25 protein-coding genes are annotated in these 21,040 nt (G+C 37.5%); 23 read left to right on the top strand and 2 right to left on the bottom strand.

What is annotated here, in order from left to right; translation table 11 throughout:
- The first annotated feature begins 5 nt into the window (after positions 1–5).
- The 22 genes from HMPREF0013_RS07875 to pyrF all read left to right on the top strand — a co-directional run bounded on the left by HMPREF0013_RS07875 (position 6) and on the right by pyrF (position 17,367).
- Entirely contained in the window at positions 6–434 is a 429-nt protein-coding gene (locus HMPREF0013_RS07875) for an ExbD/TolR family protein (RefSeq protein WP_002121347.1), read from the top strand.
- Positions 431–2,158 (top strand): lipid A export permease/ATP-binding protein MsbA, encoded by a 1,728-nt coding sequence (gene msbA / locus HMPREF0013_RS07870; RefSeq protein WP_002121388.1) that lies wholly within the window; start codon positions 431–433, stop codon positions 2,156–2,158. The genes HMPREF0013_RS07875 and msbA overlap by 4 nt, the downstream gene beginning before the upstream one ends.
- Before the next feature lie 2 nt (positions 2,159–2,160).
- Entirely contained in the window at positions 2,161–3,171 is a 1,011-nt protein-coding gene (lpxK, locus tag HMPREF0013_RS07865; protein WP_002121338.1) for a tetraacyldisaccharide 4'-kinase, read from the top strand.
- 9 nt (positions 3,172–3,180) lie between these two features.
- The gene (gene kdsB, locus HMPREF0013_RS07860) at positions 3,181–3,942 is read left to right on the top strand and encodes a 3-deoxy-manno-octulosonate cytidylyltransferase (protein ID WP_002121419.1); all 762 of its coding nucleotides are present in this window, start codon (positions 3,181–3,183) and stop codon (positions 3,940–3,942) included.
- 13 nt (positions 3,943–3,955) lie between these two features.
- Positions 3,956–4,936 carry a DNA polymerase III subunit delta' gene (locus HMPREF0013_RS07855; RefSeq protein WP_002121362.1) on the top strand — a complete coding sequence of 327 codons (981 nt, stop codon included), beginning with the start codon at positions 3,956–3,958 and terminating at the stop codon, positions 4,934–4,936.
- 10 nt (positions 4,937–4,946) lie between these two features.
- Positions 4,947–5,288, top strand: a complete 342-nt coding sequence (locus HMPREF0013_RS07850) for a PilZ domain-containing protein (protein ID WP_002121335.1) — start codon at positions 4,947–4,949, stop codon at positions 5,286–5,288.
- A 17-nt stretch (positions 5,289–5,305) separates the two neighbouring features.
- A complete protein-coding gene (locus HMPREF0013_RS07845) occupies positions 5,306–6,079 on the top strand; it encodes a TatD family hydrolase (RefSeq protein ID WP_002121462.1) in 774 nt (257 codons plus the stop codon).
- A 36-nt stretch (positions 6,080–6,115) separates the two neighbouring features.
- A complete protein-coding gene (locus HMPREF0013_RS07840; RefSeq protein WP_002121414.1) occupies positions 6,116–6,724 on the top strand; it encodes a TetR/AcrR family transcriptional regulator in 609 nt (202 codons plus the stop codon).
- A gap of 6 nt (positions 6,725–6,730) precedes the next feature.
- Entirely contained in the window at positions 6,731–7,285 is a 555-nt protein-coding gene (locus tag HMPREF0013_RS07835; RefSeq protein WP_002121405.1) for a type II secretion system protein, read from the top strand.
- A complete protein-coding gene (gene gspI / locus HMPREF0013_RS07830) occupies positions 7,275–7,655 on the top strand; it encodes a type II secretion system minor pseudopilin GspI (RefSeq protein WP_002121425.1) in 381 nt (126 codons plus the stop codon). The genes HMPREF0013_RS07835 and gspI overlap by 11 nt, the downstream gene beginning before the upstream one ends.
- A complete protein-coding gene (gene gspJ / locus HMPREF0013_RS07825) occupies positions 7,655–8,470 on the top strand; it encodes a type II secretion system minor pseudopilin GspJ (RefSeq protein WP_002121460.1) in 816 nt (271 codons plus the stop codon). Before gspI ends, gspJ begins: the two co-directional genes overlap by 1 nt.
- Entirely contained in the window at positions 8,471–9,430 is a 960-nt protein-coding gene (gene gspK, locus HMPREF0013_RS07820) for a type II secretion system minor pseudopilin GspK (protein WP_002121457.1), read from the top strand.
- A gap of 227 nt (positions 9,431–9,657) precedes the next feature.
- Complete coding sequence (locus tag HMPREF0013_RS07815; protein WP_002121363.1) at positions 9,658–10,254, top strand: 6-pyruvoyl trahydropterin synthase family protein; 597 nt, start codon at positions 9,658–9,660, stop codon at positions 10,252–10,254.
- 53 nt (positions 10,255–10,307) lie between these two features.
- Positions 10,308–11,021 (top strand): uracil-DNA glycosylase, encoded by a 714-nt coding sequence (gene ung, locus HMPREF0013_RS07810; protein WP_002121342.1) that lies wholly within the window; start codon positions 10,308–10,310, stop codon positions 11,019–11,021.
- Complete coding sequence (locus HMPREF0013_RS07805; RefSeq protein ID WP_016803061.1) at positions 11,018–12,142, top strand: enoyl-CoA hydratase/isomerase family protein; 1,125 nt, start codon at positions 11,018–11,020, stop codon at positions 12,140–12,142. Before ung ends, HMPREF0013_RS07805 begins: the two co-directional genes overlap by 4 nt.
- Positions 12,143–12,147: 5 nt before the next feature.
- The gene (gene tadA, locus HMPREF0013_RS07800; RefSeq protein ID WP_002121378.1) at positions 12,148–12,651 is read left to right on the top strand and encodes a tRNA adenosine(34) deaminase TadA; all 504 of its coding nucleotides are present in this window, start codon (positions 12,148–12,150) and stop codon (positions 12,649–12,651) included.
- Between the two features lie 70 nt (positions 12,652–12,721).
- A complete protein-coding gene (locus HMPREF0013_RS07795) occupies positions 12,722–13,162 on the top strand; it encodes an SRPBCC family protein (protein ID WP_002121449.1) in 441 nt (146 codons plus the stop codon).
- A 10-nt stretch (positions 13,163–13,172) separates the two neighbouring features.
- Positions 13,173–13,853: a (d)CMP kinase gene (gene cmk, locus HMPREF0013_RS07790; protein ID WP_002121478.1), complete on the top strand. Its 681-nt coding sequence runs from the start codon at positions 13,173–13,175 to the stop codon at positions 13,851–13,853.
- A gap of 111 nt (positions 13,854–13,964) precedes the next feature.
- Positions 13,965–15,638: a 30S ribosomal protein S1 gene (rpsA, locus tag HMPREF0013_RS07785; protein WP_002121348.1), complete on the top strand. Its 1,674-nt coding sequence runs from the start codon at positions 13,965–13,967 to the stop codon at positions 15,636–15,638.
- 156 nt (positions 15,639–15,794) lie between these two features.
- A complete protein-coding gene (locus HMPREF0013_RS07780) occupies positions 15,795–16,097 on the top strand; it encodes an integration host factor subunit beta (protein WP_002121337.1) in 303 nt (100 codons plus the stop codon).
- 25 nt (positions 16,098–16,122) lie between these two features.
- A complete protein-coding gene (locus HMPREF0013_RS07775) occupies positions 16,123–16,488 on the top strand; it encodes a lipopolysaccharide assembly protein LapA domain-containing protein (protein ID WP_002121360.1) in 366 nt (121 codons plus the stop codon).
- A gap of 180 nt (positions 16,489–16,668) precedes the next feature.
- The gene (gene pyrF, locus HMPREF0013_RS07770; protein WP_023187898.1) at positions 16,669–17,367 is read left to right on the top strand and encodes an orotidine-5'-phosphate decarboxylase; all 699 of its coding nucleotides are present in this window, start codon (positions 16,669–16,671) and stop codon (positions 17,365–17,367) included.
- Here the strand turns inward: pyrF and HMPREF0013_RS07765 are convergent.
- Positions 17,364–18,275 (bottom strand): lysine exporter LysO family protein, encoded by a 912-nt coding sequence (locus HMPREF0013_RS07765; protein ID WP_005802316.1) that lies wholly within the window; start codon positions 18,273–18,275, stop codon positions 17,364–17,366. The genes pyrF and HMPREF0013_RS07765 overlap by 4 nt on opposite strands.
- Positions 18,276–18,321: 46 nt before the next feature.
- Positions 18,322–19,869, bottom strand: coding sequence for a flavin-containing monooxygenase (locus HMPREF0013_RS07760; protein ID WP_078210396.1), 1,548 nt, complete (start codon positions 19,867–19,869; stop codon positions 18,322–18,324).
- Between the two features lie 121 nt (positions 19,870–19,990).
- Between HMPREF0013_RS07760 and HMPREF0013_RS07755 the strand changes: the two genes are divergently transcribed.
- On the top strand, positions 19,991–21,013 hold the full coding sequence (locus tag HMPREF0013_RS07755; RefSeq protein WP_002117929.1) for an AraC family transcriptional regulator: 1,023 nt from the start codon (positions 19,991–19,993) through the stop codon (positions 21,011–21,013).
- Positions 21,014–21,040 lie beyond the last annotated feature (27 nt).

Genomic DNA, 21,040 nt, shown 5'->3' with positions numbered 1-21,040 from the left:
GCCAGATGAAATTTAAACGTTCTAAGGTTGAAGACATTCATATCAATTTAACGCCTATGATTGACTGTTTGTTGTTCATTTTAGTTTTTTTATTACTATCGACTACTTTTAATCAGCCAAGTCGCCTCAATTTAACTTTACCAGATGCACAAGGTGTTCCACCAAAACAGTACGATCACAAAATTGAAGTCGTGGTAGACTCTTCTGGTCATTATGCTGTAAATGGTCAGGCACTTTCGTCTAAAGAGGTTGCTGATCTGAGTACTGCGATTAAGCAAGTTGCTCAAGAGCGCCGTGATTTTATGTTCATCATTGCTGCGGATGCCAAAGCGTCTCATCAGGATGTAATTCGCGTTATGGATGTAGCAGGACAACTCGGTTTTGTTAACATCAATATTAGTACCAAAGTTCCTTCTAGAGGTTTTTCTGAGTGAATCAAGATTTTAAGGTTTATTTGCGTCTCATAGCCTATTTAAAACCTTATTGGGGCGTGGCCTTATTAGTTCTTATCGGGTTCGGTATTAACTCAGCAACAGAAGTCTCCGTTGCTAAATTGATTAAATTTATTATTGATGCAATCCAAAGTGGCAGTAGAAGTGATTTGGATTGGTTCCCATTATTAATCATTTTATTGGTTTTTTTCCGTGGTTTAGGCCTTTTTATGGGAGGTTACTATACTGCGGTGATTTCACGTAGTTTGGTTTTTAGTATTCGCCAAGAAGTTTATGCCAAACTTTTAAGACTACCGGCACAATATTACCTAGATAATTCATCTGGCCATATTACTGCCAAGATTATGTATAACGTTGAGCAGCTAACAGCAGCTTCTTCGGAGTCATTAAGAGTCATCGTTAGGGATGGGATGATTACACTGGGATTATTAGGCTATCTGTTTTATACCAATTGGCGTCTTACTTTATGTGTTTTTGTATTTTTACCTGTAATTGGTGTATTGGTACGTAAAGCTTCAAAACGTATGCGAAAACTCTCATTACAGGTTCAAGATACAATGGGTGATGTGAACCACGTTGTTCAAGAGAGTATCAATGGTAATGCTGTAGTAAAAACTTTTGCTGGTGAAGAGTCTGAACAAGAACGGTTCTATAAGTCATCAGAAGAAAACTTAAAACGTGGTTTAAAAATGGTAATTGTACAAAACCTGAATAGCCCTGTGGTTCAGGTAGTAATGGCTTGTGCGATGGCCCTTATTGTATGGTTAGCTTTACGACCACAGATTTTAGGTAATACTAGTGCTGGTGAGTTCGTGGCTTACCTTACAGCTGCTGGTCTATTAGCAAAACCAGTTAAAAACTTGACTGATGTTAATGAAAAGTTACAACGCGGTTTAGCAGCAGCTCATTCTGTTTTTGAACTATTAGATTTGCCTGAAGAGCAAAATAACGGTCAGTTGAAACCTAAACTAAATGGTGCAATTCGTTTTGATCATGTGGCATTAAATTATGCTGATGGCGTACAGGCTATTAAAGATTTCTCTTTAGATATTCTTCCTGGGCAAACTGTAGCATTAGTTGGACGTTCAGGTGCTGGTAAAAGCTCATTAGTTAATATGTTGGTACGTTTCCAAGAGGTATCAAGTGGGCAAATTTATTTAGATGGTTTGCCAATTAATGATATTGATCTTTCTTGTTTGCGTACCCAAATCGCAATGGTAAATCAGCAAGTTGTATTATTTAATCGTACTGTTCGTGAAAACATTGCGTATGGTCAGTTGCAAGGTGCGTCAGATGAGGAAATTCATGCCGCTGCAAAAGCTGCATATGCACATGACTTCATTATGAATTTACCAAATGGTTATGATACTGTTTTAGGGGCACAGGGCCTAAACTTATCTGGTGGTCAGCGTCAGCGAATTGCTATTGCTCGAGCAATTTTAAAGAATGCTCCAATATTAATTTTAGATGAAGCTACAAGTGCTCTTGATAATGAATCTGAACATTTTATTCAGCAAGCATTTGATGAAGCGATGCAAGACCGCACTACGATTGTCATTGCTCACCGTTTATCAACAATTGAAAATGCTGACCGTATTGTAGTGATGGATCAAGGACAAATTGTTGAACAAGGTACTCATCAAGAACTCCTCGCAAAACATGGTGCTTATTATCAATTACATCAGCGTAATTTCGAGGATAACTAAGCATGTCATTAGTCCAGCTGATCCAGAATGCATGGAATAAACAATCGAGTTGGTTGATTGCTTTACGTCCATTGTCTTGCTTGTATCGGGCTGGGTTTTTACTAAATCGTAATCTTTATAATTCAGGTTTTAAGCAAATTTATAAAGCGCCCGTACCTGTGATGGTTATAGGTAATATCACAGTAGGTGGAAGCGGAAAAACTCCCTTGCTAATACAACTGGTGAATTATCTACAGCAGCATAATGTAAAAGTAGGGGTAATTAGTCGGGGATATGGGGGTAATGGTCCTTTTCCACTGCTGGTTACCTCGGGCGGCCAAGTAGCTCAAGCTGGGGATGAGCCAGCATTAATTGTTCAGGCTACAAGTGTACCAATGGCAGTAGGTCCTAATAGGCAGGCCGCAATAGAGTTATTGCTTGAGTCATCAGAAATAGATTTGATTATTAGTGATGATGGGTTGCAGCATTGGGCATTAGATCGACAGATCGAGTGGATTGTACTGGATCAAAATCGTGGTTTAGGGAATAAAAAACTATTACCTGAAGGTTATCTGCGAGAGCCTGTTGAACGTTTAGAAACTGGAACAGTGATTGAGCATACTCATAAACCTGCTACAGAATTAAACATGTATCTCGAGACAGGACAGCCATATTTACTTAACCCTTTATCTAATTCTAAACCAAGCTTTAATCTTGAGAATAATTATCATGCTGTAGTGGGTATTGGCTTTCCTCAACGGTTTTATCAAACCCTTAAAGATCTAGGGTTGAAGCAATTCGAAGAGCATGCCTTTCAAGATCATCATGATTACACAATCAATGATTTAATTTTTAATGATGAGCTGCCACTTATTACAACTGAAAAAGATGCAGTTAAACTATTACCGTTACTTGAAAAACATCCTGAATTTAAACAATCTATTTGGGTAGTTCCTGTTACAGCTGTGCTGTCTACACAGTGTTATCAGGTTTTAAAAATGCAATTGCAAGAACTTGATATTCAATTATCTTAGGAAGAAAAAATGAAACACATCGTCATTCCAGCACGCTTCTCAAGTTCGCGTTTGCCAGGTAAACCATTGTTGCTTATTCATAACCGTCCTATGATTTTACGTGTAGTGGATCAGGCAAAAAAAGTCGAAGGTTTTGATGATTTGTGCGTGGCAACAGATGACGAACGTATTGCTGAGATCTGCCGTGCAGATGGAATTGATGTAGTTCTTACCAGTGCAGATCATCCTTCGGGTACAGACCGTTTAAGTGAGGTGGCTCGCATTAAGGGTTGGGATGCAGACGATATTATTGTAAATGTTCAAGGTGATGAACCTTTATTGCCAGCTCAACTTGTTCGGCAAGTTGCAGAACTTTTGGTTGATAAACCAAATTGTTCAATGTCTACGTTGTGTGAGCCGATTCATACCTTAGATGAGTTCCAGCGTGACAGTATTGTAAAAGTAGTCATGTCTAAACAAAATGAAGCTTTATATTTTAGCCGGGCTACCATTCCTTATGATCGAGATGGGGCTAAGCATGATGAACCGACTTTACATTCACAAGCATTTCGTCATTTAGGTTTATATGCTTATCGAGTGAACTTATTACAAGAATACGTAACATGGGATATGGGGAAGCTTGAAAAGTTGGAGAGCCTTGAACAATTACGTGTTTTGGAAAATGGTCATCGAATTGCAATTGCTGTAGCCGAAGCCAATTTACCACCAGGTGTGGACACTCAAGCTGATCTTGATCGCTTAAATAGTATGCCTGTTGAATCTTTTGAATAAGCGTTAATTTTTAATGAATCCGAATGTAACTTCAAAGGTTTATCCTTGGCAGCAAACAACATGGGACACCTTGACAACAAGATTTCCCAATATTGGACATGGTCTCTTATTTTACGGCAAGCAAGGTTGTGGAAAACATGCTTTTGCTAAGCAGTTTTTGGCATGGGTACTTTGTTTAAATAAGCAGCCGCAGGGCCCTTGTGGTGAATGTAGTAGTTGCCAATGGTTAAAATCAGACACTCATCCCAATTATGTTCATATCACAACGGATGAAGAAAATAAAAAACAGAATGCAAAAATTAAAATAGAAAAGATCCGTGACTTACTACCTTTCGTACAACAAACGGGAGAAGGTTGGCGCGTTATTGTGATTGAGCCTGCAGAAGCACTTAATTTGGCATCTTCAAATGCTTTGCTAAAGACTTTAGAAGAACCAGGCGAGCGTGTTGTTTTAATTTTATTAGCTGATCACTATCTTAAACTACCGGCCACTATTCGTAGCCGATTGCAACATTTCGCTTTAGATCGTATTTCATATGAGCAAGCTACTTCTTATTTGAATGAGCATTTATCTGAACTTGCGGAAGTGCAGCCCGATTTACTGCTTGGCTTATCTAATGATATGCCTTTACAAGCAATAGAAATTGCTCAAAGTGACTGGTTTGCGAAAAGGCAAGTTTTCTTAAATGATTGGCTTAAAATTGTTGCTCAAAAAAATATGCCTTTATTTTTCTCAGGCAAATGGCAAAAAGAATTAAATTTTAATGATTTTATAATGCTTTTTGAATACTTATTGGGTGATTTAATTTGTGTCAAGCTAACCCAACCACAGAAAAATACTGATTTAGATTTTGATCAGTTAAGCCCATATTATGATTTAGAAAGCTTATTTAATATTTATAGTGAATTACAGCAAGCAAAAAAGCTTGTTGAACAAAATGTACAAAGCCAACTTATTATTGATCAATTATTTATAACGTTAATGAATATTTAAGGGGAAAACTATGCAGCCGCAAATGGGGGGAATTATTCAGGTAAATATTCCTGATAAAGCTACTTTGCAAGCAAGCTATATGGGATATGTGCAAGGTGGGGGCCTATTCGTACCATCAAAACAAAAGGTAAAGATGGGACAAGAAATTTTCATTTTAGCGACTTTGCCTGAGCAGTCTCAAAAAATTCCTCTAACAGGCAAAGTAATCTGGATCTCCCATAAACAAAGTGGATTTAAACCCCAAGGTTTTGCTATTCAGTTAAGCGGAGATAAGGGAATTTACTATAAAACTGAGGCAGAACGAGTTTTGGCTGGTAGTATGTCTCTAGACCGTCCAAGTTATACGATGTAATTAAATAGGAAAGAAAAGTGTTTGTTGATACGCATTGCCATTTAACGATGTTAGATTTAACGCCTTATAACGGTGATCTGGACCTTGCGCTTGCAGCGGCGCGAGCAGAAGGAGTGTCTAAGTTTATGGCAATTTCCGTTGATCTCGATGACCATATTGCATTGGCTGAAATTGCAAATAAACATGCAGATGTTGGTTATACGGTAGGTGTACACCCTTGTGAGGATGTGGACACAATGGCACGTGCAACAACTGAGTATTTGGTTGAATTGGCTCAATCAGAAAAAGTATGGGCTTTAGGTGAAACTGGACTGGACTATTATCACAGTACAGATTTTATTGAAGAGCAAAAAGCATGTTTTGCAAGACATATCCAAGCTTCAAAAATTGTAAAAAAACCAGTTGTCGTTCATACCCGATCAGCAAAGCATGATACGGTAGATATTATCCGTGCTGAACACTCAACACATGGAATTCTGCATTGTTTTACTGAAGATTGGGAAACTGCTAAAGCTGTGCTTGATTGTGGTTATTACATTTCTTTTTCCGGTATTGTGTCATTTAAGAATGCACAGGATTTGCGCGATGTAGCTAAACAGATCCCACTAGATCGCCTTTTAATTGAAACAGATAGCCCGTATTTAGCACCTGTCCCATATCGTGGTAAAACAAATGAACCAAAATATGTGCCTTATGTAGCCAAAGCGCTCAGTGATGTATATGATAAATCGGTTGAGGAAATTGCAATGATCACCTCACAAAATTTTGAGAACTTGCTAAAAGCGATTTAGGTTATAGAAACTATATAAGAGAGTAATTGCGTGAAGATGGATCGTCAGGCTCAGTTCCGAGCAAGAGAAGTATTAATATTTCAGGTTGCGGAACAATTATTGCTAGAAAATGGCGAAGCCGGAATGACACTTGATGTCTTGGCTGCTGAGCTTGATCTAGCAAAAGGAACTTTGTACAAACACTTTCAAAGTAAAGATGAGTTGTACATGCTGTTGATTATTCGTAATGAGCGTATGTTACTTGAAATGGTTCAAGATACTGAAAAAGCCTTTCCAGAGCATTTGGCCTTTTTCATGTTGCATCATTTACATCATCCTGAACGAACAGTTTTATTTCATCAAATTGAAGAAAAACTCTCAATCACTGCTCAAGGCATTCATCATCTTTTTCATGAACTTTATCAAGTGCGTAAACAGAGATTGCGAATTATCATTCGGATGACAGACCATTACCTGGAATCTATTCAAAGCAATATGCCTACACGAGATTATCTTGCTTCTATTTGGTCATTAACTCATGGTGCAGCAGCTATTCTCAATTCAAGTTTTTATCAACGATATTTAGGTTCAAGAGACACTTTAAGAGTGGCTTATATTGATCAGGCTTTAGCCTTACCTAAACAAGCTGTTGAGCAATATGCTTAGGTCGATATGAAATCTCAATCACCACTTAAATCCCAAAAAGGTTTTACTCTCATAGAAGTGATGGTGGTGATTGTTATTATGACGATTATGACTTCTCTAGTTGTACTCAACATAGGTGGCGTTGACCAAAAGAAAGCGATGCAAGCAAGAGAGTTATTTTTGCTTGATATGCATAAAATTGGTAAAGAGTCGCTTGATCAGTCTCGTGTTTTAGCTTTATCTACTCTCAGTGAAACAGATGTTTCACCATTTTCTTATGAATTGTATGAGTATCATGACCAGAGTAAATTACAGGTCCAAGATTTAAAAAATCGCTGGCAGAAATATTCTGAGTTTAATACACGCCAGTTGCCTAAACATGTATCGTTTACAATACAACCTTTAGATGAGCAAAACTATTCAAAAGCTACGAATACCGATTTAATTGGAGGGCAGGCTCCCCAGTTAATCTGGTTCGGTAACGGTGAAGCTAAAACTGTGAAAATACAGTTTTACTTTGAACAAAAACCAATTGGTTCAGAAATACAAATTGATCATTTGGGTAAAATAAATGAAATCTAAAGGCTTTACTCTATTAGAAGTAATGGTTGCTTTAGCAATTTTTGCAGTGGCGGCTGTCGCGTTAACTAAAGTAGCCATGCAATATACTCAATCTACCTCAAATGCAATTCTTAGAACAAAAGCTCAGTTTGTAGCAATGAATGAAATTGCTTTAATGGAGATAAATCAGGAATGGCTTGAAGGTACTCAAAGTAAGCAAGTTACTTCTCAAGGCGAAACATGGCAGATTGACAAATCTGCACAATCTACAATTAGCCCGAATGTTCAGAAAGTAGATTTACAAATTAGCTTATATGATTCAGATAAGGGCAAAGTTCAAAATGGTATTACTCACTTGGTATTTTTTAATTATCCAATGAAAGCAAAATAATGATAAAGAATAAAAGTTTTCGCTCTCCAAGCTCAGCTTCACGTCTTGCGGTACGATCGGAGCAGATGATGAGGGGTTACTCCGAGCAAAGCTCTTCGTCTTGCACTCAGACAAAGCATTGCTTTAAAGACTCTCACACTCGAAACATAGTTTCTCATCTTGCGACACGATCGAGCAGTGCTCGATTAACTCGTGCCTCAGGATTTACTTTAGTTGAGCTTTTAGTTTCAATTGCAATTTTTGCTATTTTATCTTTGTTGGGTTGGAAGGTTTTTGACTATTTATTAAAAGTTCGCGATCGTAATACTCAACATGAAGTGCAGCTATTTGAATTACAAGATGCTTATCAACAAGTTTTGCGTGATACATTGCAAATTATACCTTTATCAGCCAATCAAGGCGGGCAATTACGTCCAGCTTTAGAGATTGATAATCAAGTTCTCCGCTTTAGTAAGGCGGGTGTTACTGATCCATTAAAGCAAGGATTATCACCTTTTGAGCGTATCGAATATCGATATGATCCTGATCAAAAAAAGCTTTATCGCCTTAAATATAGTAACTTAAATACTTCAAATAGAGAGCAACCCTTATCAAGTACGCTGTTGAGCCAAGTTGAACAATTTCAAATTATGGTTTTGACACCTCAAGAAGTAACAAAGTGGCCTGAAGTTAATATTGACCCTACAAAACCTGATGAATTTAGGAAGTTGCCAAAAGGAATAAAAATGCAACTCACGGTTGCAGGTGTAAATTATGAGTGGATTTATAGCTTAAACCAAGGTGACTTATCGCTCTCCAAACAGGGAGGTCAATAAATGTTACTCTATAAAAAAAATCAGCAAGGTGTAGCGTTACTCACAATTTTGATAATGGTTGCTTTGGCTACAATTTTAGCTGCCTCTATCGCAAAGCATCAAACTAATACGATGGAAAATACGGGTTATTTGATGCGTCAAAATCAGTCATTACTCTATGCAAAAAGTGCAGAAGCTTTTTTTTCTGAATTATTAATTCAAGATGCAAATAATGCTGGTGGTATCGATCATTTAAAGGAAAGTTGGGCTCAGCCAATGCCACCTTTTCCAATAGAAGATGGAGTTGTATCGGGGCGCTTACTAGATGAGTCAGGAAAATTTAATCTAAACAATTTAACGACCAATGAAGGCAAGGTAAACGAAGCTGCTAAAAATTGGTTTGAGCGATTGCTTGTGCGTGTAGGATTGCCAGCAGAGTTAAGTCAAGCAGTTATTGATTGGCAAGATCCAGATGACGAACCATCTGGACCTATGGGGGCAGAAAGTAATTATTATGAAGGCCTTGATCCTGGTTATTTGGCTTCAAATGCTAAATTTCATCGTATAGAAGAGTTGAAATTGGTAAGAGGTTTTGAAGGCAAGAAATATGATTTAATTGCACCATATATTTCTGCATTACCTGAAAATACAAAAGTGAATGTTAATACCGCATCACCATTAGTATTAGCGAGTATTGATCAAAAATTAGATTTAGGGACTATAGAAAAAGAACTTCAATTACGTCAACAGAATTTAAAGTTCTTTCAAAATATTGATGAATTATGGCAATTGAATGCTTTTTCAGCAGTTGATGCGCAAAAGAAAACTGAAGTTAATAGCCTTTTAGATGTGAAGTCGAACTTTTTTCAAGCACAAATCGAGGTTGTGTTGAATAATAGAAAAAGACAGTTTACAAGTGCCTTAATGCGCAGTGATAAGCAAGTTTATGTATATTCTAGAAATATAGTGCCTTTTAACTAATTGAAAAGTTATGATTTATTTACTTTAGATGTTTTTTGAAGTTTGTAATTATAAATTTTTCCAAGTTAAACGTTAAAGTAAATATAAACTGTCTATATGTGTATATTCGATATTTCTTCATCAGTCTTATCATACTTTTTGCTAATTGTTTCTAATTGAAAAGTGATGCGAAATTTTTGTCTTTTGCTTTATAATAATGTTCTTAGAAGGAATGATCGATTTGGCACATGTTAATTCGTAAGTTATTTAAGTTTGAAAATGCACATGTTGTACGTAACTGTACATCGGATCGTTGTAAGCGATCAATTCATGGACATAGCTATAAAGTTGAGTTATTGCTTAAAGCTTCGAAATTAGATCATGGGCAAATGGTTTATGATTTTGGACTCCTAAAAGGAGTAATAAAAGACTTATTCGATAGCTTTGATCACGCAATTTGTTTTTGGGAAAAAGATGATTCTCAATATATTGATGCATGTCAGACTTTTAGTGCTCGTTGGATTTCTTTACCTGTTTCACCATCGGCTGAACAGTTTTCACGTATTTTCTTTTATCTAGCTCAGCAAGTTTTACAATCAACAGTCACTCAAAATGGGGAAGGTGATGTTGAAGTATATTCTGTTATTGTTCATGAGACTGATACTGGATATGCTCAGAGTTTTATTGAAGATATTCAAAACGAACAAATGGGTATTTTAAGTCTTGATGGAATTGTTTTTTCAGAACAAATTCAGATAGAGTGGGCAAATCCACAAATGTATGAAGACTTGAAAAAAGGGATTAAATTTAATAATCCTCAAGTTGATTTGCAAGTCGAAGTATAAATCGAATTACTTATTTTATTTGTAGAATTGAAAATTGATCTAGGATGACATTAATGCAATTAACTGAGCAACAGCAAAATAAACTCAGTAAAGTTCAATTAGAAGAAAGTTGGAAAAGATCTTTAGCACCTTTTCTATTAAGTCCTCAGATGGATAGTTTGCGCGATTTCTTATTTCAACAGAAACAAGCTCAGAAAATAATATATCCGCCTAGTAAACAGATCTTTAATGCTTTAAATACCACACCACTGGCTGATGTGAAAGTTGTGATTTTAGGGCAAGACCCATATCACGGGCCAAACCAAGCGAATGGATTAAGTTTCTCTGTTCAAAAAGGTATTGCATTACCACCATCTTTGCGCAATATTTTTCATGAATTACATACAGATTTGGGTATTCCAGCTCCTCGCCATGGTGACTTAACAAAATGGGCTACGCAAGGCGTACTTTTACTGAACAGCGTGCTTACTGTTGAAGCTGGACAGCCAACCTCACATCAAAAGCAAGGTTGGGAAGCATTTACTGATGAAGTTATTGATGTTCTGAATGAACAGAGACAACATATAGTATTTATTTTGTGGGGTGCTTATGCACAGCGCAAAGGACAACGTATAAATAGAGATAAACACTTGGTTTTAACAGCCGCACATCCATCACCTCTTGCTGCAAATAGAGGGGGATTTTTTGGATGCAAAGTGTTTTCAAAAACAAATCAATATTTGAAACAACATGGCATTGAGCCCATAGACTGGCAATTGGACGCATGATGAACTCTCCCAATGTAAATAACTATCACCCGGACTTGGTGGTTGAAGAAGCAAAAAACGGCTGGCGTATAGTACGTTTGAATCGTCCTAAATCGTTACATGCTTTAGACGAATCAATCGTAACGGCATTATTGCGTGTATTTGAAGATTTCCGTGACAATGAACAGGTTAAAGCAATTTGGTTAGACTCAACTACACCAAAAGCTTTTTGTGCAGGTGGTGATGTTAGAAAATTACGCCAACTTGTTATAAATCAAGAAGTCGATACCGCAAATAAGTTCTTCCAGCAGGAATATGCTTTAGATTTACTTTTACATAATTATGCTAAACCGGTTGTGGTTTGGGGAGAAGGTTATGTAATGGGCGGTGGTTTAGGCTTGTTTATGGCTGCACCATTCCGTCTAGTGACGCCATATTCACGTTTAGCAATGCCTGAAATTAATATTGGTTTATATCCTGATGTTGGTGCGAGCCGTTTCTTGGCAGATCGTGGTCCAATAGGTTTGTTTACGGGGTTAACCGGTTCAATCATGACTGCTGCTGGAGCATATAGCATCGGTTGGGCAACACATATTTGTGAAGCACAGCGTGATAATGTTTTGCAAAAAGTTTTAAATATTAATTGGGCTCATTATCCTGCAGGGGATTTCCGAGCAATTGATGATACTTTAAATAGTTTGCACCGTCCTGTTGCGGCGGGTCCATTGCAAAACTCACTTGATGTAATTCATAGCGTTTGCCGTGGTTTTAATTTTGAACAAGACTACCAAGCTATTGTTAGCTTGCGTGATGCGAGCAGTGATTGGTTACGTCAAGCGAGTGAGAATTTGCAAAAAGGATCTCCTAGTACCGCGGCAATTACTTGGTTACTGTGGCAATGGGGCAAACAAATTCACTCATGGGATGAGGTCTTTGATCTAGAGGCTCAGATTTCTGAGTGGAAAATACGTCATCCTGACTTTGTGGAAGGTGTTCGCGCACGCTTAGTTGATAAAGATTTATCACCTGAATGGAAACCATGTGATGATCTAAGCTTGAGAGGTATATTGGCTGATTGTCCACCAGTAACTTCAATTGATAGCTGGAATGCCTTACTTAGACAACACGGTGTGATCAACTAAAGTAAATGACTGAATATAGTGATGAATACTGGATGCAGCTTGCTTACGAGCAAGCTGAATTAGCCGCTCAGCAGGGTGAGATACCTGTTGGAGCGGTTCTGGTGAGCCAAAATCGAGTAATTGGATCTGGTTATAATGCTCCAATTACTTTATTAGATCCAACTGCACATGCAGAAATTCAAGCTATCCGTGCAGCGTGTTCCTCTTTAGAAAATTATCGATTACCTGAAGATACGACTTTATATGTCACTCTTGAGCCATGTACTATGTGTGTAGGTGCGCTCGTACATGCAAGAATTAAGCATGTGGTTTTTGGTACGCCAGAACCTAAAGCAGGCTCTTTGGTGAGTGCGCGTCAGTTATTACAGCAAGGTTATTATAATCATAGGTTTACATTTCAGAATGGTTGTCTACAAGAAAAATGTGCACAACAGCTTAGCCATTTTTTTAAACAAAGACGTGAGCAAAAGAAACAAGAGAAACAACAAAAAACGTCCTTAAATGATTAAAAATTAACATACTCTTATGGCAAACTAACGCGGTTTTAATGTCATGATTCTATTTAATAAGGACGATCCAATGCGTAATGTAATTACCGTAGAAAAAGAATTTAATGCTCCTCTTACTGATGTATTTAATTTGCTCTCTAAGCATTCAACTTACAATACTGCTTTTGCACCTTTACAGGTTGTGCGTGTTAAAGACTCCGCAGATTCTAAAAGACCTGATGGTTTAGGCTCAATTCGACGTATGGGATTTGGTCCAATTAAGCCACTTAAAGAAGAAATTACATTGTTGGAAGAAAATAAAAGTATTGAGTATAAATTAATAGAAAATCCTTTGATTAAACACCATTTAGGTAGAATCGAGTTTTCTGAGATTACTCCATACATTACCTTAGTTACATACCGCATCGAGTTAACGGCAAAAGCGCCAGTGGTCAGTAAATTAATCCTTGCACAGTTAAAACTAGCCATTACACTAGGCTTTTCGAGATTAGCTAAAGCATTTGCTTCTTAGTGAGAGTTCAATGACAGTTCAAATTATTACTATTGATGGTCCGAGTGGTTCGGGTAAAGGAACATTGGCCGCAAAACTTGCAGCACATTATCAATATCATTTACTCGATTCGGGTGCCTTATATCGTTTATTAGGGTTGTCATTACATAAACACGAGTTATTAGAGAAATTAGACAGTCAGCTTGATGAATGTATTCAATATGCACGTCAACTGGACATTAAATTTGAAACGTCTACCTCAGGGATTTTGGTCTTCTTGGATGGCGAAGATGTATCTCAAACAATTCGTACAGAACGAGTTGGTGAGTACGCATCAAAAGTTGCAGTGGTTCCAGAGCTTAGACAGGCACTATTTGAAAGACAAAGAGCTTTTGCGCAAAGCCCTGGTTTAGTTGCAGATGGTCGTGATATGGCAACATCTATCTTTCCAGAAGCCAATGCCAAAATTTATCTGACAGCTTCGGCAGAGTCACGCGCTGAGCGAAGAGTAAAACAGTTGCAGGGTATGGGGCTAGATGCTAAAATAAACGACATTTTAGCTAATATACAGGCACGAGACAAAAGAGATATGGAGCGAGAAGTTGCTCCGCTCAAGCCAGCCAAAGATGCTTATATCATTGATAGTTCGGAATTAACGATCGATCAGGTATTTAAGTTAATGGTTGATTATGTCGATAGCCGTACTATTTAGTAAATAGAATTATCAGTTGAAGCATAGCTTGATCAGTCTATAAAGACTATGTTGATACTTAACTAAACCGGCCTTGTCTGATCCAAGACCGCTGAATTTATCAGGTATATCATGACCGAATCTTTTGCAGCCCTCTTTGAAGAAAGTGAATTAAACCTCAACGTTGAAAAGGGTGCAGTCATCCAAGGTGTTGTTGTAAACATCGATAGCGACTGGGTAACTGTTGACACTGGCCTAAAGTCTGAAGGCATTGTTGACCGTGCTGAATTTTTAAATGAACAACGTGAACTTGAAGTTCAGGTTGGTGATACTGTTGACGTAGTTGTTGAAGCTCTTGACAACGGTATGGGTCAAACAGTTTTATCACGTGAAAAAGCTAAGCGTGCTGAAACTTGGACTAAACTTGAAAAAATCTTTGAAGATGGCGAAATCGTTACTGGTGTTATCTCTGGTAAAGTTAAAGGCGGTTTCACTGTTGACATCGGTCCTGTTCGTGCATTCTTACCAGGTTCATTAGTTGACACTCGTCCTATCCGTGACACTACTCACCTTGAAGGTAAAGAGTTAGAGTTTAAAGTAATCAAACTTGATGCTAAACGTAATAACGTTGTTGTATCTCGTCGTGCTGTTATGGAAGCTGAATCTTCTGCTGACCGTGAAGCATTACTTGCTCAACTTGAAGAAGGTCAAACAGTTACAGGTACAATCAAAAACCTTACTGATTACGGTGCATTCGTTGATCTTGGCGGTATTGATGGTCTTCTACATATCACAGATATGGCTTGGAAGCGTATCAAGCACCCTTCAGAAGTTGTTGAAGTTGGTCAAGAAGTTACTGTTAAAGTACTTAAATTTGACCGTGAACGTAACCGCGTATCTTTAGGCCTTAAACAATTAGGCGAAGATCCATGGTTAGCGATCATGAGCCGTTACCCTAAAGGTTCTATCGTTAAAGCTCGCGTAACTAACTTAACTGACTACGGTTGTTTCGCTGAAATCGCTGAAGGCGTTGAAGGTTTAGTTCACGTTTCTGAAATGGACCACACTAACAAAAACATCCACCCATCTAAAGTTGTTCAGATTGGTGATGAAGTTGATGTTATGGTTCTTGAAGTTGATGAAGAACGTCGTCGTATTAGCCTTGGTATCAAACAAACTCGTGCTAACCCATGGGAAGAGTTTGCTAAAGCTCATGAGAAAGGCGAAAAAGTATCTGGTACGATCAAGTCTATCACTGACTTTGGTATCTTCATTGGCTTGAACGGCGGTATCGACGGTTTAGTACACTTGTCTGATATTTCTTGGAACGAGCAAGGTGAAGAAGCTATTCGTCGTTACAAGAAAGGTGACACTGTTGAAGCTGTTATCTTGTCTGTAGACGCTGAAGGTAACCGTATCAGCCTTGGTATCAAGCAATTGAACAGCGATCCGTTCAATGACTTCTTAGCTGCTAACGAACGTGGTGCTTTAGTTAAAGGTACTGTAACTGCAGTTGATGCTCGTGGTGCAACTGTTAAGTTAGCTGACGAAGTTGAAGCAACTCTTAAAGCTTCTGAAATCAACCGTGACCGCGTAGAAGATGCGACTAAATTCTTAGAAGTTGGTCAAGAAGTTGAAGCGAAGATCATCAACGTTGATCGTAAATCTCGCTCTATCAACTTGTCTATCAAAGCGAAAGACGAAGCTGAAGAGAAAGAAGCAGTTGCTAGCTTGCGTACAGCAACTACAAGTCAAGACAATGGTCCTAAGACTATTGGTGACTTGATCAAAGCACAAATGAAGTAATAAGTTAACAAAGTACAGTTTCATGTAACGGAATTGTACTTTTTATACAAATTACTGTAAACGGTAGCCTAGTATTCAACATACTGCGCTACCGTTTTGTATTTAAACAGGTTATTATCGAACGACATAGAGTAGCAATAAATAACGAGGTCGTAGATGACTACTGAAGCTCTTAATAAGTCTGATTTGATTGAACGCATTGCGCTAAAAAACCCACACTTAGCTGAACCTTTGGTGGAAGAGGCGGTTAAAATTATGATTGATCAAATGATAGAAGCACTATCAACTGATAATCGAATTGAAATCCGTGGTTTTGGTAGCTTTGCTTTACACCACCGTGATCCAAGAGTTGGTCGCAATCCTAAAACAGGAAAATCAGTTGAAGTTGCAGCTAAAGCTGTTCCACATTTTAAACCCGGAAAAGCCCTTCGTGACGCAGTAAACGAATCTGGGAAATAAATAAAATTTATAAGTCGGGGTGTCTATGCGTTATATTTTAATTGCATTGCTTATTGTTGTATTTGGCTATTCTTTAGCACTTGTTTTGCAGAATCCAACAGAACTTTCTGTTGATTTGTTATTTACCCAAGTTCCAGCTATGCGTTTAGGCTTATTATTGCTACTCACATTAGTACTAGGAACAGTGGTCGGTCTTTTACTTGGTGTACAGGTTTTCAGAGTATTCCAAAAAGGTTGGGAAATTAAACGCCTGCGTAAAGATATTGACCATTTAAGAAAAGAACAAATCCAAAGTGCTCAATTAGCAGCGGCTGAAGCAGCTGCAAATGTAAGACATGAAAAAACCGTTGTAGATATTTATCCGCAAGATAAAAATTCTACTCCGCTATAATCCCCCCCGTACTACTCTTTATTAATGAGTAAAGAGTAGTATGTCTCTAAATTTTATCTCTTCTTTTATTCTTCTAAATATAAACGCTTTTGATCTTATCGCTTTAATTTTGGAAAGCAGCTCTCTACATTCCTTTATTCCTTCATGAGTTGTCTATTATAATAACGCTGATTTTATATGATGGAAGAAAGTCTCTTGAGTATCATTGTTGCGTTAGATGCAAAAAGCCAATATGACGCTTTAAAAATTGTTGAACAGCTTGATCCTGCTTTATGCCGCGTAAAAGTAGGTAAAGAGCTTTTTACTCATGAAGGCCCATCTGTTGTAAAAAAACTGCAAGAACAAAATTTTGAAGTTTTTCTTGATCTTAAATTTCATGATATTCCAAATACTACCGCTCAAGCAGTATGTGCAGCGGCTGATTTAGGCGTATGGATGGTAAATGTTCACGCTTCAGGTGGCCGTAAAATGATGGAAACTTGTGTGGAACGTTTAAAAGCGGGTAACTATCAAACCCAACTTATTGCTGTGACAGTACTCACATCAATGGGTCGTGAAGATTTAAAAGATATTGGTTTAGATGTTGAACCTGTAGAGCATGTAAAGCGCTTGGCTAATTTAACGAAAGAAAGTGGCTTGGATGGGGTGGTTTGTTCAGCTCAAGAAGCTAAGATTCTTCGTGAATTAATTGGGCAAGACTTCTCTTTAGTAACACCTGGTATTCGTCCAGAAGGTTCTAATGCAGACGACCAAAAACGTATTGTAACTCCAAAGCAAGCTATGCTTGATGGCTCTACGCATCTGGTAATTGGTCGCCCGATTACTAAAGCAGAAAAGCCAACAGAAATGTTGAAGTCTATTCTTGCTTCAATTACCTAAAAATTTAGGAATAAGCTAATTAATAACGGGGCAAGTAGGCTTAGTAATAAGCCGCTCATCATGGCATGTGGTACATAATGTGTACCACATGATTGTTTTACCATTGCTAAGGTAACATCCATGGATGTTGCTCCAGCACTTGAGATAGCAGGGCGTGGAAAACGCCAACCCATGGTATACATTAGAAAAATAGCAACAATTTCTCTAAATAAGTCGGTTAATAAGGCGATTCCACCCAACTCTGCCGAATGTAATTGCGTAAATAAAATCCCTGACATTGAATACCAGCCATAGCCTTGTGCTAAAGCTAAAGTTTCATTAAGTGTAAAATGCTTGAGAAGTAAATAGTAATTCAAAAAGCCTGCTATACAAGACCCTATAAAAGCAGCTAAGGGCACAATTAAAATTTTCCAGCTTAACCATGTGCGGTTAAAGTGGGTGAAGGCAAGTTCGATACCAATTAAAAAAATAAAAAGTAATAACAAATACCAGCTATTAAATGCGATATGAGAGGTGAATTGAGTAATGATAGCGCCGAATAAAACACCGACACCTAGTGCAAGAAAAGCCTTCGCAATATTCTTTAAAGCATTTACAAAAAGTTGTAGGGAAATTTTTCCTTTAACACTTTGTTTATCAAAAATTGTATAAGCAAATAAACACGTAAAGAACGAACCAAAAGACGTGGTAAGAGCAATTATAATAGCGGGTGGAAGTATGGTAGAAGGATTCTCGATTTGATCAAGTGCCAAGGTTAATTCCAAAGCTACACTAGCTAAAAGAATATAAGAAAAATAGGGCAGTATTTTAAATATAAAGTGTCGGATATTTAGAGATAGTTTGGGTGCTAGGAAATAACCGAAAGCAAGTGCTAAAAAAATTTGAATAATGAGATAAAGAGATTGCATATAATAGGTAGATTGTTATCAACCTACCTATTATGTCTTGAACATTTTAAGCTGCATAGCTTTGTGAGCTTTTATTTAAAAGTAAGTAGTCTTTGGGCTTAACTTTACGTGTTTCTAACCAATACTTCCATGTGTAAGTTGGCCATAGTGAAAAGTTTCTACCATCGGCAGATTGATACCAACTACTACAGCCGCCAGCTTGCCATACGGTTCCTTGCAGCTGCTTTTGAACACGTTCGTTAAAAGCGTCTTGAATTTCAGGCTTGATCTCAATTGCTTTTTGACCAGACTCTTCTACTAACCGAATAAGCTGTAAAATGTAATTTACTTGAGATTCAATCATAAAAATAATCGAATTATGACCTAGAACTGTATTAGGGCCTACCAGTTGGAATAGGTTGGGAAAGTTTTTAGTCATAATGCCGTAATAGCTTTCAGCACCATCTTTCCATGCTTGTTTTAACTCGATTTGATTACGTCCGATACATGTGAAATGTTTTAAATAAATACGTGGGTCAGTAATAAAACCTGTACCGTAAATTAAACAATCAATAGGTCGTTCTCGACCATCTTTAGTAACAATACTGTTTTCTTTGATCTCTTGAATACTATCAGTTACTAGCTCAACATTTTTTCGGTTAAAGGTAGGAAAGTATTTATTTGAGATAAGAATACGTTTACATCCCATAACGAAGTCAGGTGTGAGTTTTTTTGCTAACTCTTTATCCTTAACTTGAAAACGGATGAATGCTTCTGCCAATTTTTGGCCATACTTCATGATTTGAGGTTGAACAATGGGCACAACGCGAGATTCATTACTCCAGTAAAGACGACTACGATGAATCTGGCGATAAATATTAGAAGATTTGAATAATGCTTTACTTAAGCTTGAATATTTGCGCTCATCGCGTGGTATTACCCATGCAGCTGTTCTTTGAAATACATAGAGCTGTTTAACATCTTTGGCTATTTCAGGAATATATTGAATTGCGCTACCACCTGTACCAATAGATGCAACTGACTTTGCGTTTAAGTCATAGTCATGTTCCCATTTTGAGGAATGAAACACTTTTCCTTTGAATTTTTCAATCCCCTTAATAGCAGGAATTTGTGGGATGTGTAGGGGCCCAGATGCAAAAACTACAAATTGCGCTTCTATTGAAGGTTGATTCTTAAAATCTAGAATCCAGACATGACGTGTTTCATCATATTGGACATGAGTTACGTCATGGTTAAACTTACAGTAATCTTTAATCTTATATTTCCCTGTAATGTCTTGAATATAATTAAAGATCTCTGGTCCCTCAGCATAGCGTTTGGTCCAATCTGTTTTGGGTGCAAAAGACAATGAATACATATGAGATTGAACATCACATGCTGCACCTGGATAACGATTTTCTCGCCAAGTTCCACCGACATCGTTTGATTTTTCTAAAATAACAAAGTCTTGCTGTTGATTTTGTAGTAAACGGATTGCCATTGCTAGGCCACCAAAGCCAGCACCAATAATAGCGATTTTAGTTTTTTGAATAGCATCTTGCTTTGCGTTTAGCATTGGAAACCCTGCATAAGCTGAAAAGAGGATTGCACGCAAGACTAACGTTTTTTAATCAGTTTAAACATGATTGTATCGACGTGAAAATTGATAGATTCGGCAATTAATTTTCTTGCTTCTTTATAGTAAAACATTTCAGTCTAGGGAAATTGATAGAAGAATGAAACGGTCGATACTTGGTTTAATCTATTTAATTCAAGGAATGCGCAATGCTGGCATTGATGTCGACTCACGTTTGGCCGATATAGGTATTAAAGTGGATGCTCTAGACCCGAGTTCCACAATTCATGATCGTCTTGAATGGGACATTCAACAAATAATTAGTAAAAATGTAGAGCCTGAAAAGGGTTTATTTATTGGACAGCATTATGCTTTAGCCGGTTACGGCCCATTGCTTATGCTACTTGTCACAAGTAATGATATTCAAACTGCTTTAAATAAGGGTATAAAATATCAAAAGCTTACGCATTTATTTGGTAGCTTAGCTTTATACGAAACTGATGAGCGGACGATTTTAAATTATTTGCCGGTTGATTTAAAAACGGAAATTGGTCAGTTACGGGCACAATGTGAAGTCTCTGGAACTTATAAGTTTATTCAAGATATTTATACGATGATGGGATTACAAATGCCTACGATGCGTATAGAACTTCCATTTGAAAAGCCTACTGATATGGATACTTTGTCATGTTATTTTGCATATTATGGCGAAGATGTGCATTTTAATGGTAAATATGCGGCATTTAGCCTAAGTAAGGATGTACTTGAAATCAAGATTCCTTCTGCTGATATCATTACACATCGTATTTATGAATCAAAATGTATTGCAGAAATAACAAGATTAAATCAACAAGATCATCAAACTCCACATATCATACAATGTGTGCAAGATTATCTTGAACTGCAACAAGGAATTATCCCGAGCATGGCGGAAACAGCTTTTGCATTGAAAATGCCTGAAAGGACATTAAGGCATCAACTGCAACAGCTAAATACGAGTTATAAGCAAATTCGTGAACAAATTATCAAGAATAAGGCATTGAAGCTTATGGAATATAGGGAATACTCAATAGAAGTTGTTGCTGAATTACTCGGCTATTCTGAACCGGCGGCATTTAATCATGCATTTAAACGATGGTTTGGACAGAGTCCTCGGCAATATGCAAAAGAGTCATCGTCGTAACTCTTGATGCTAAAAGCTAATGTGGTT

The sequence above is a fragment of the Acinetobacter sp. SH024 genome, from assembly GCF_000163635.1.
Classification (GTDB): domain Bacteria; phylum Pseudomonadota; class Gammaproteobacteria; order Pseudomonadales; family Moraxellaceae; genus Acinetobacter; species Acinetobacter pittii.
Note: the sequence above shows the minus strand (reverse complement) of the source record. Positions and strands in the feature narration are given on the sequence as shown.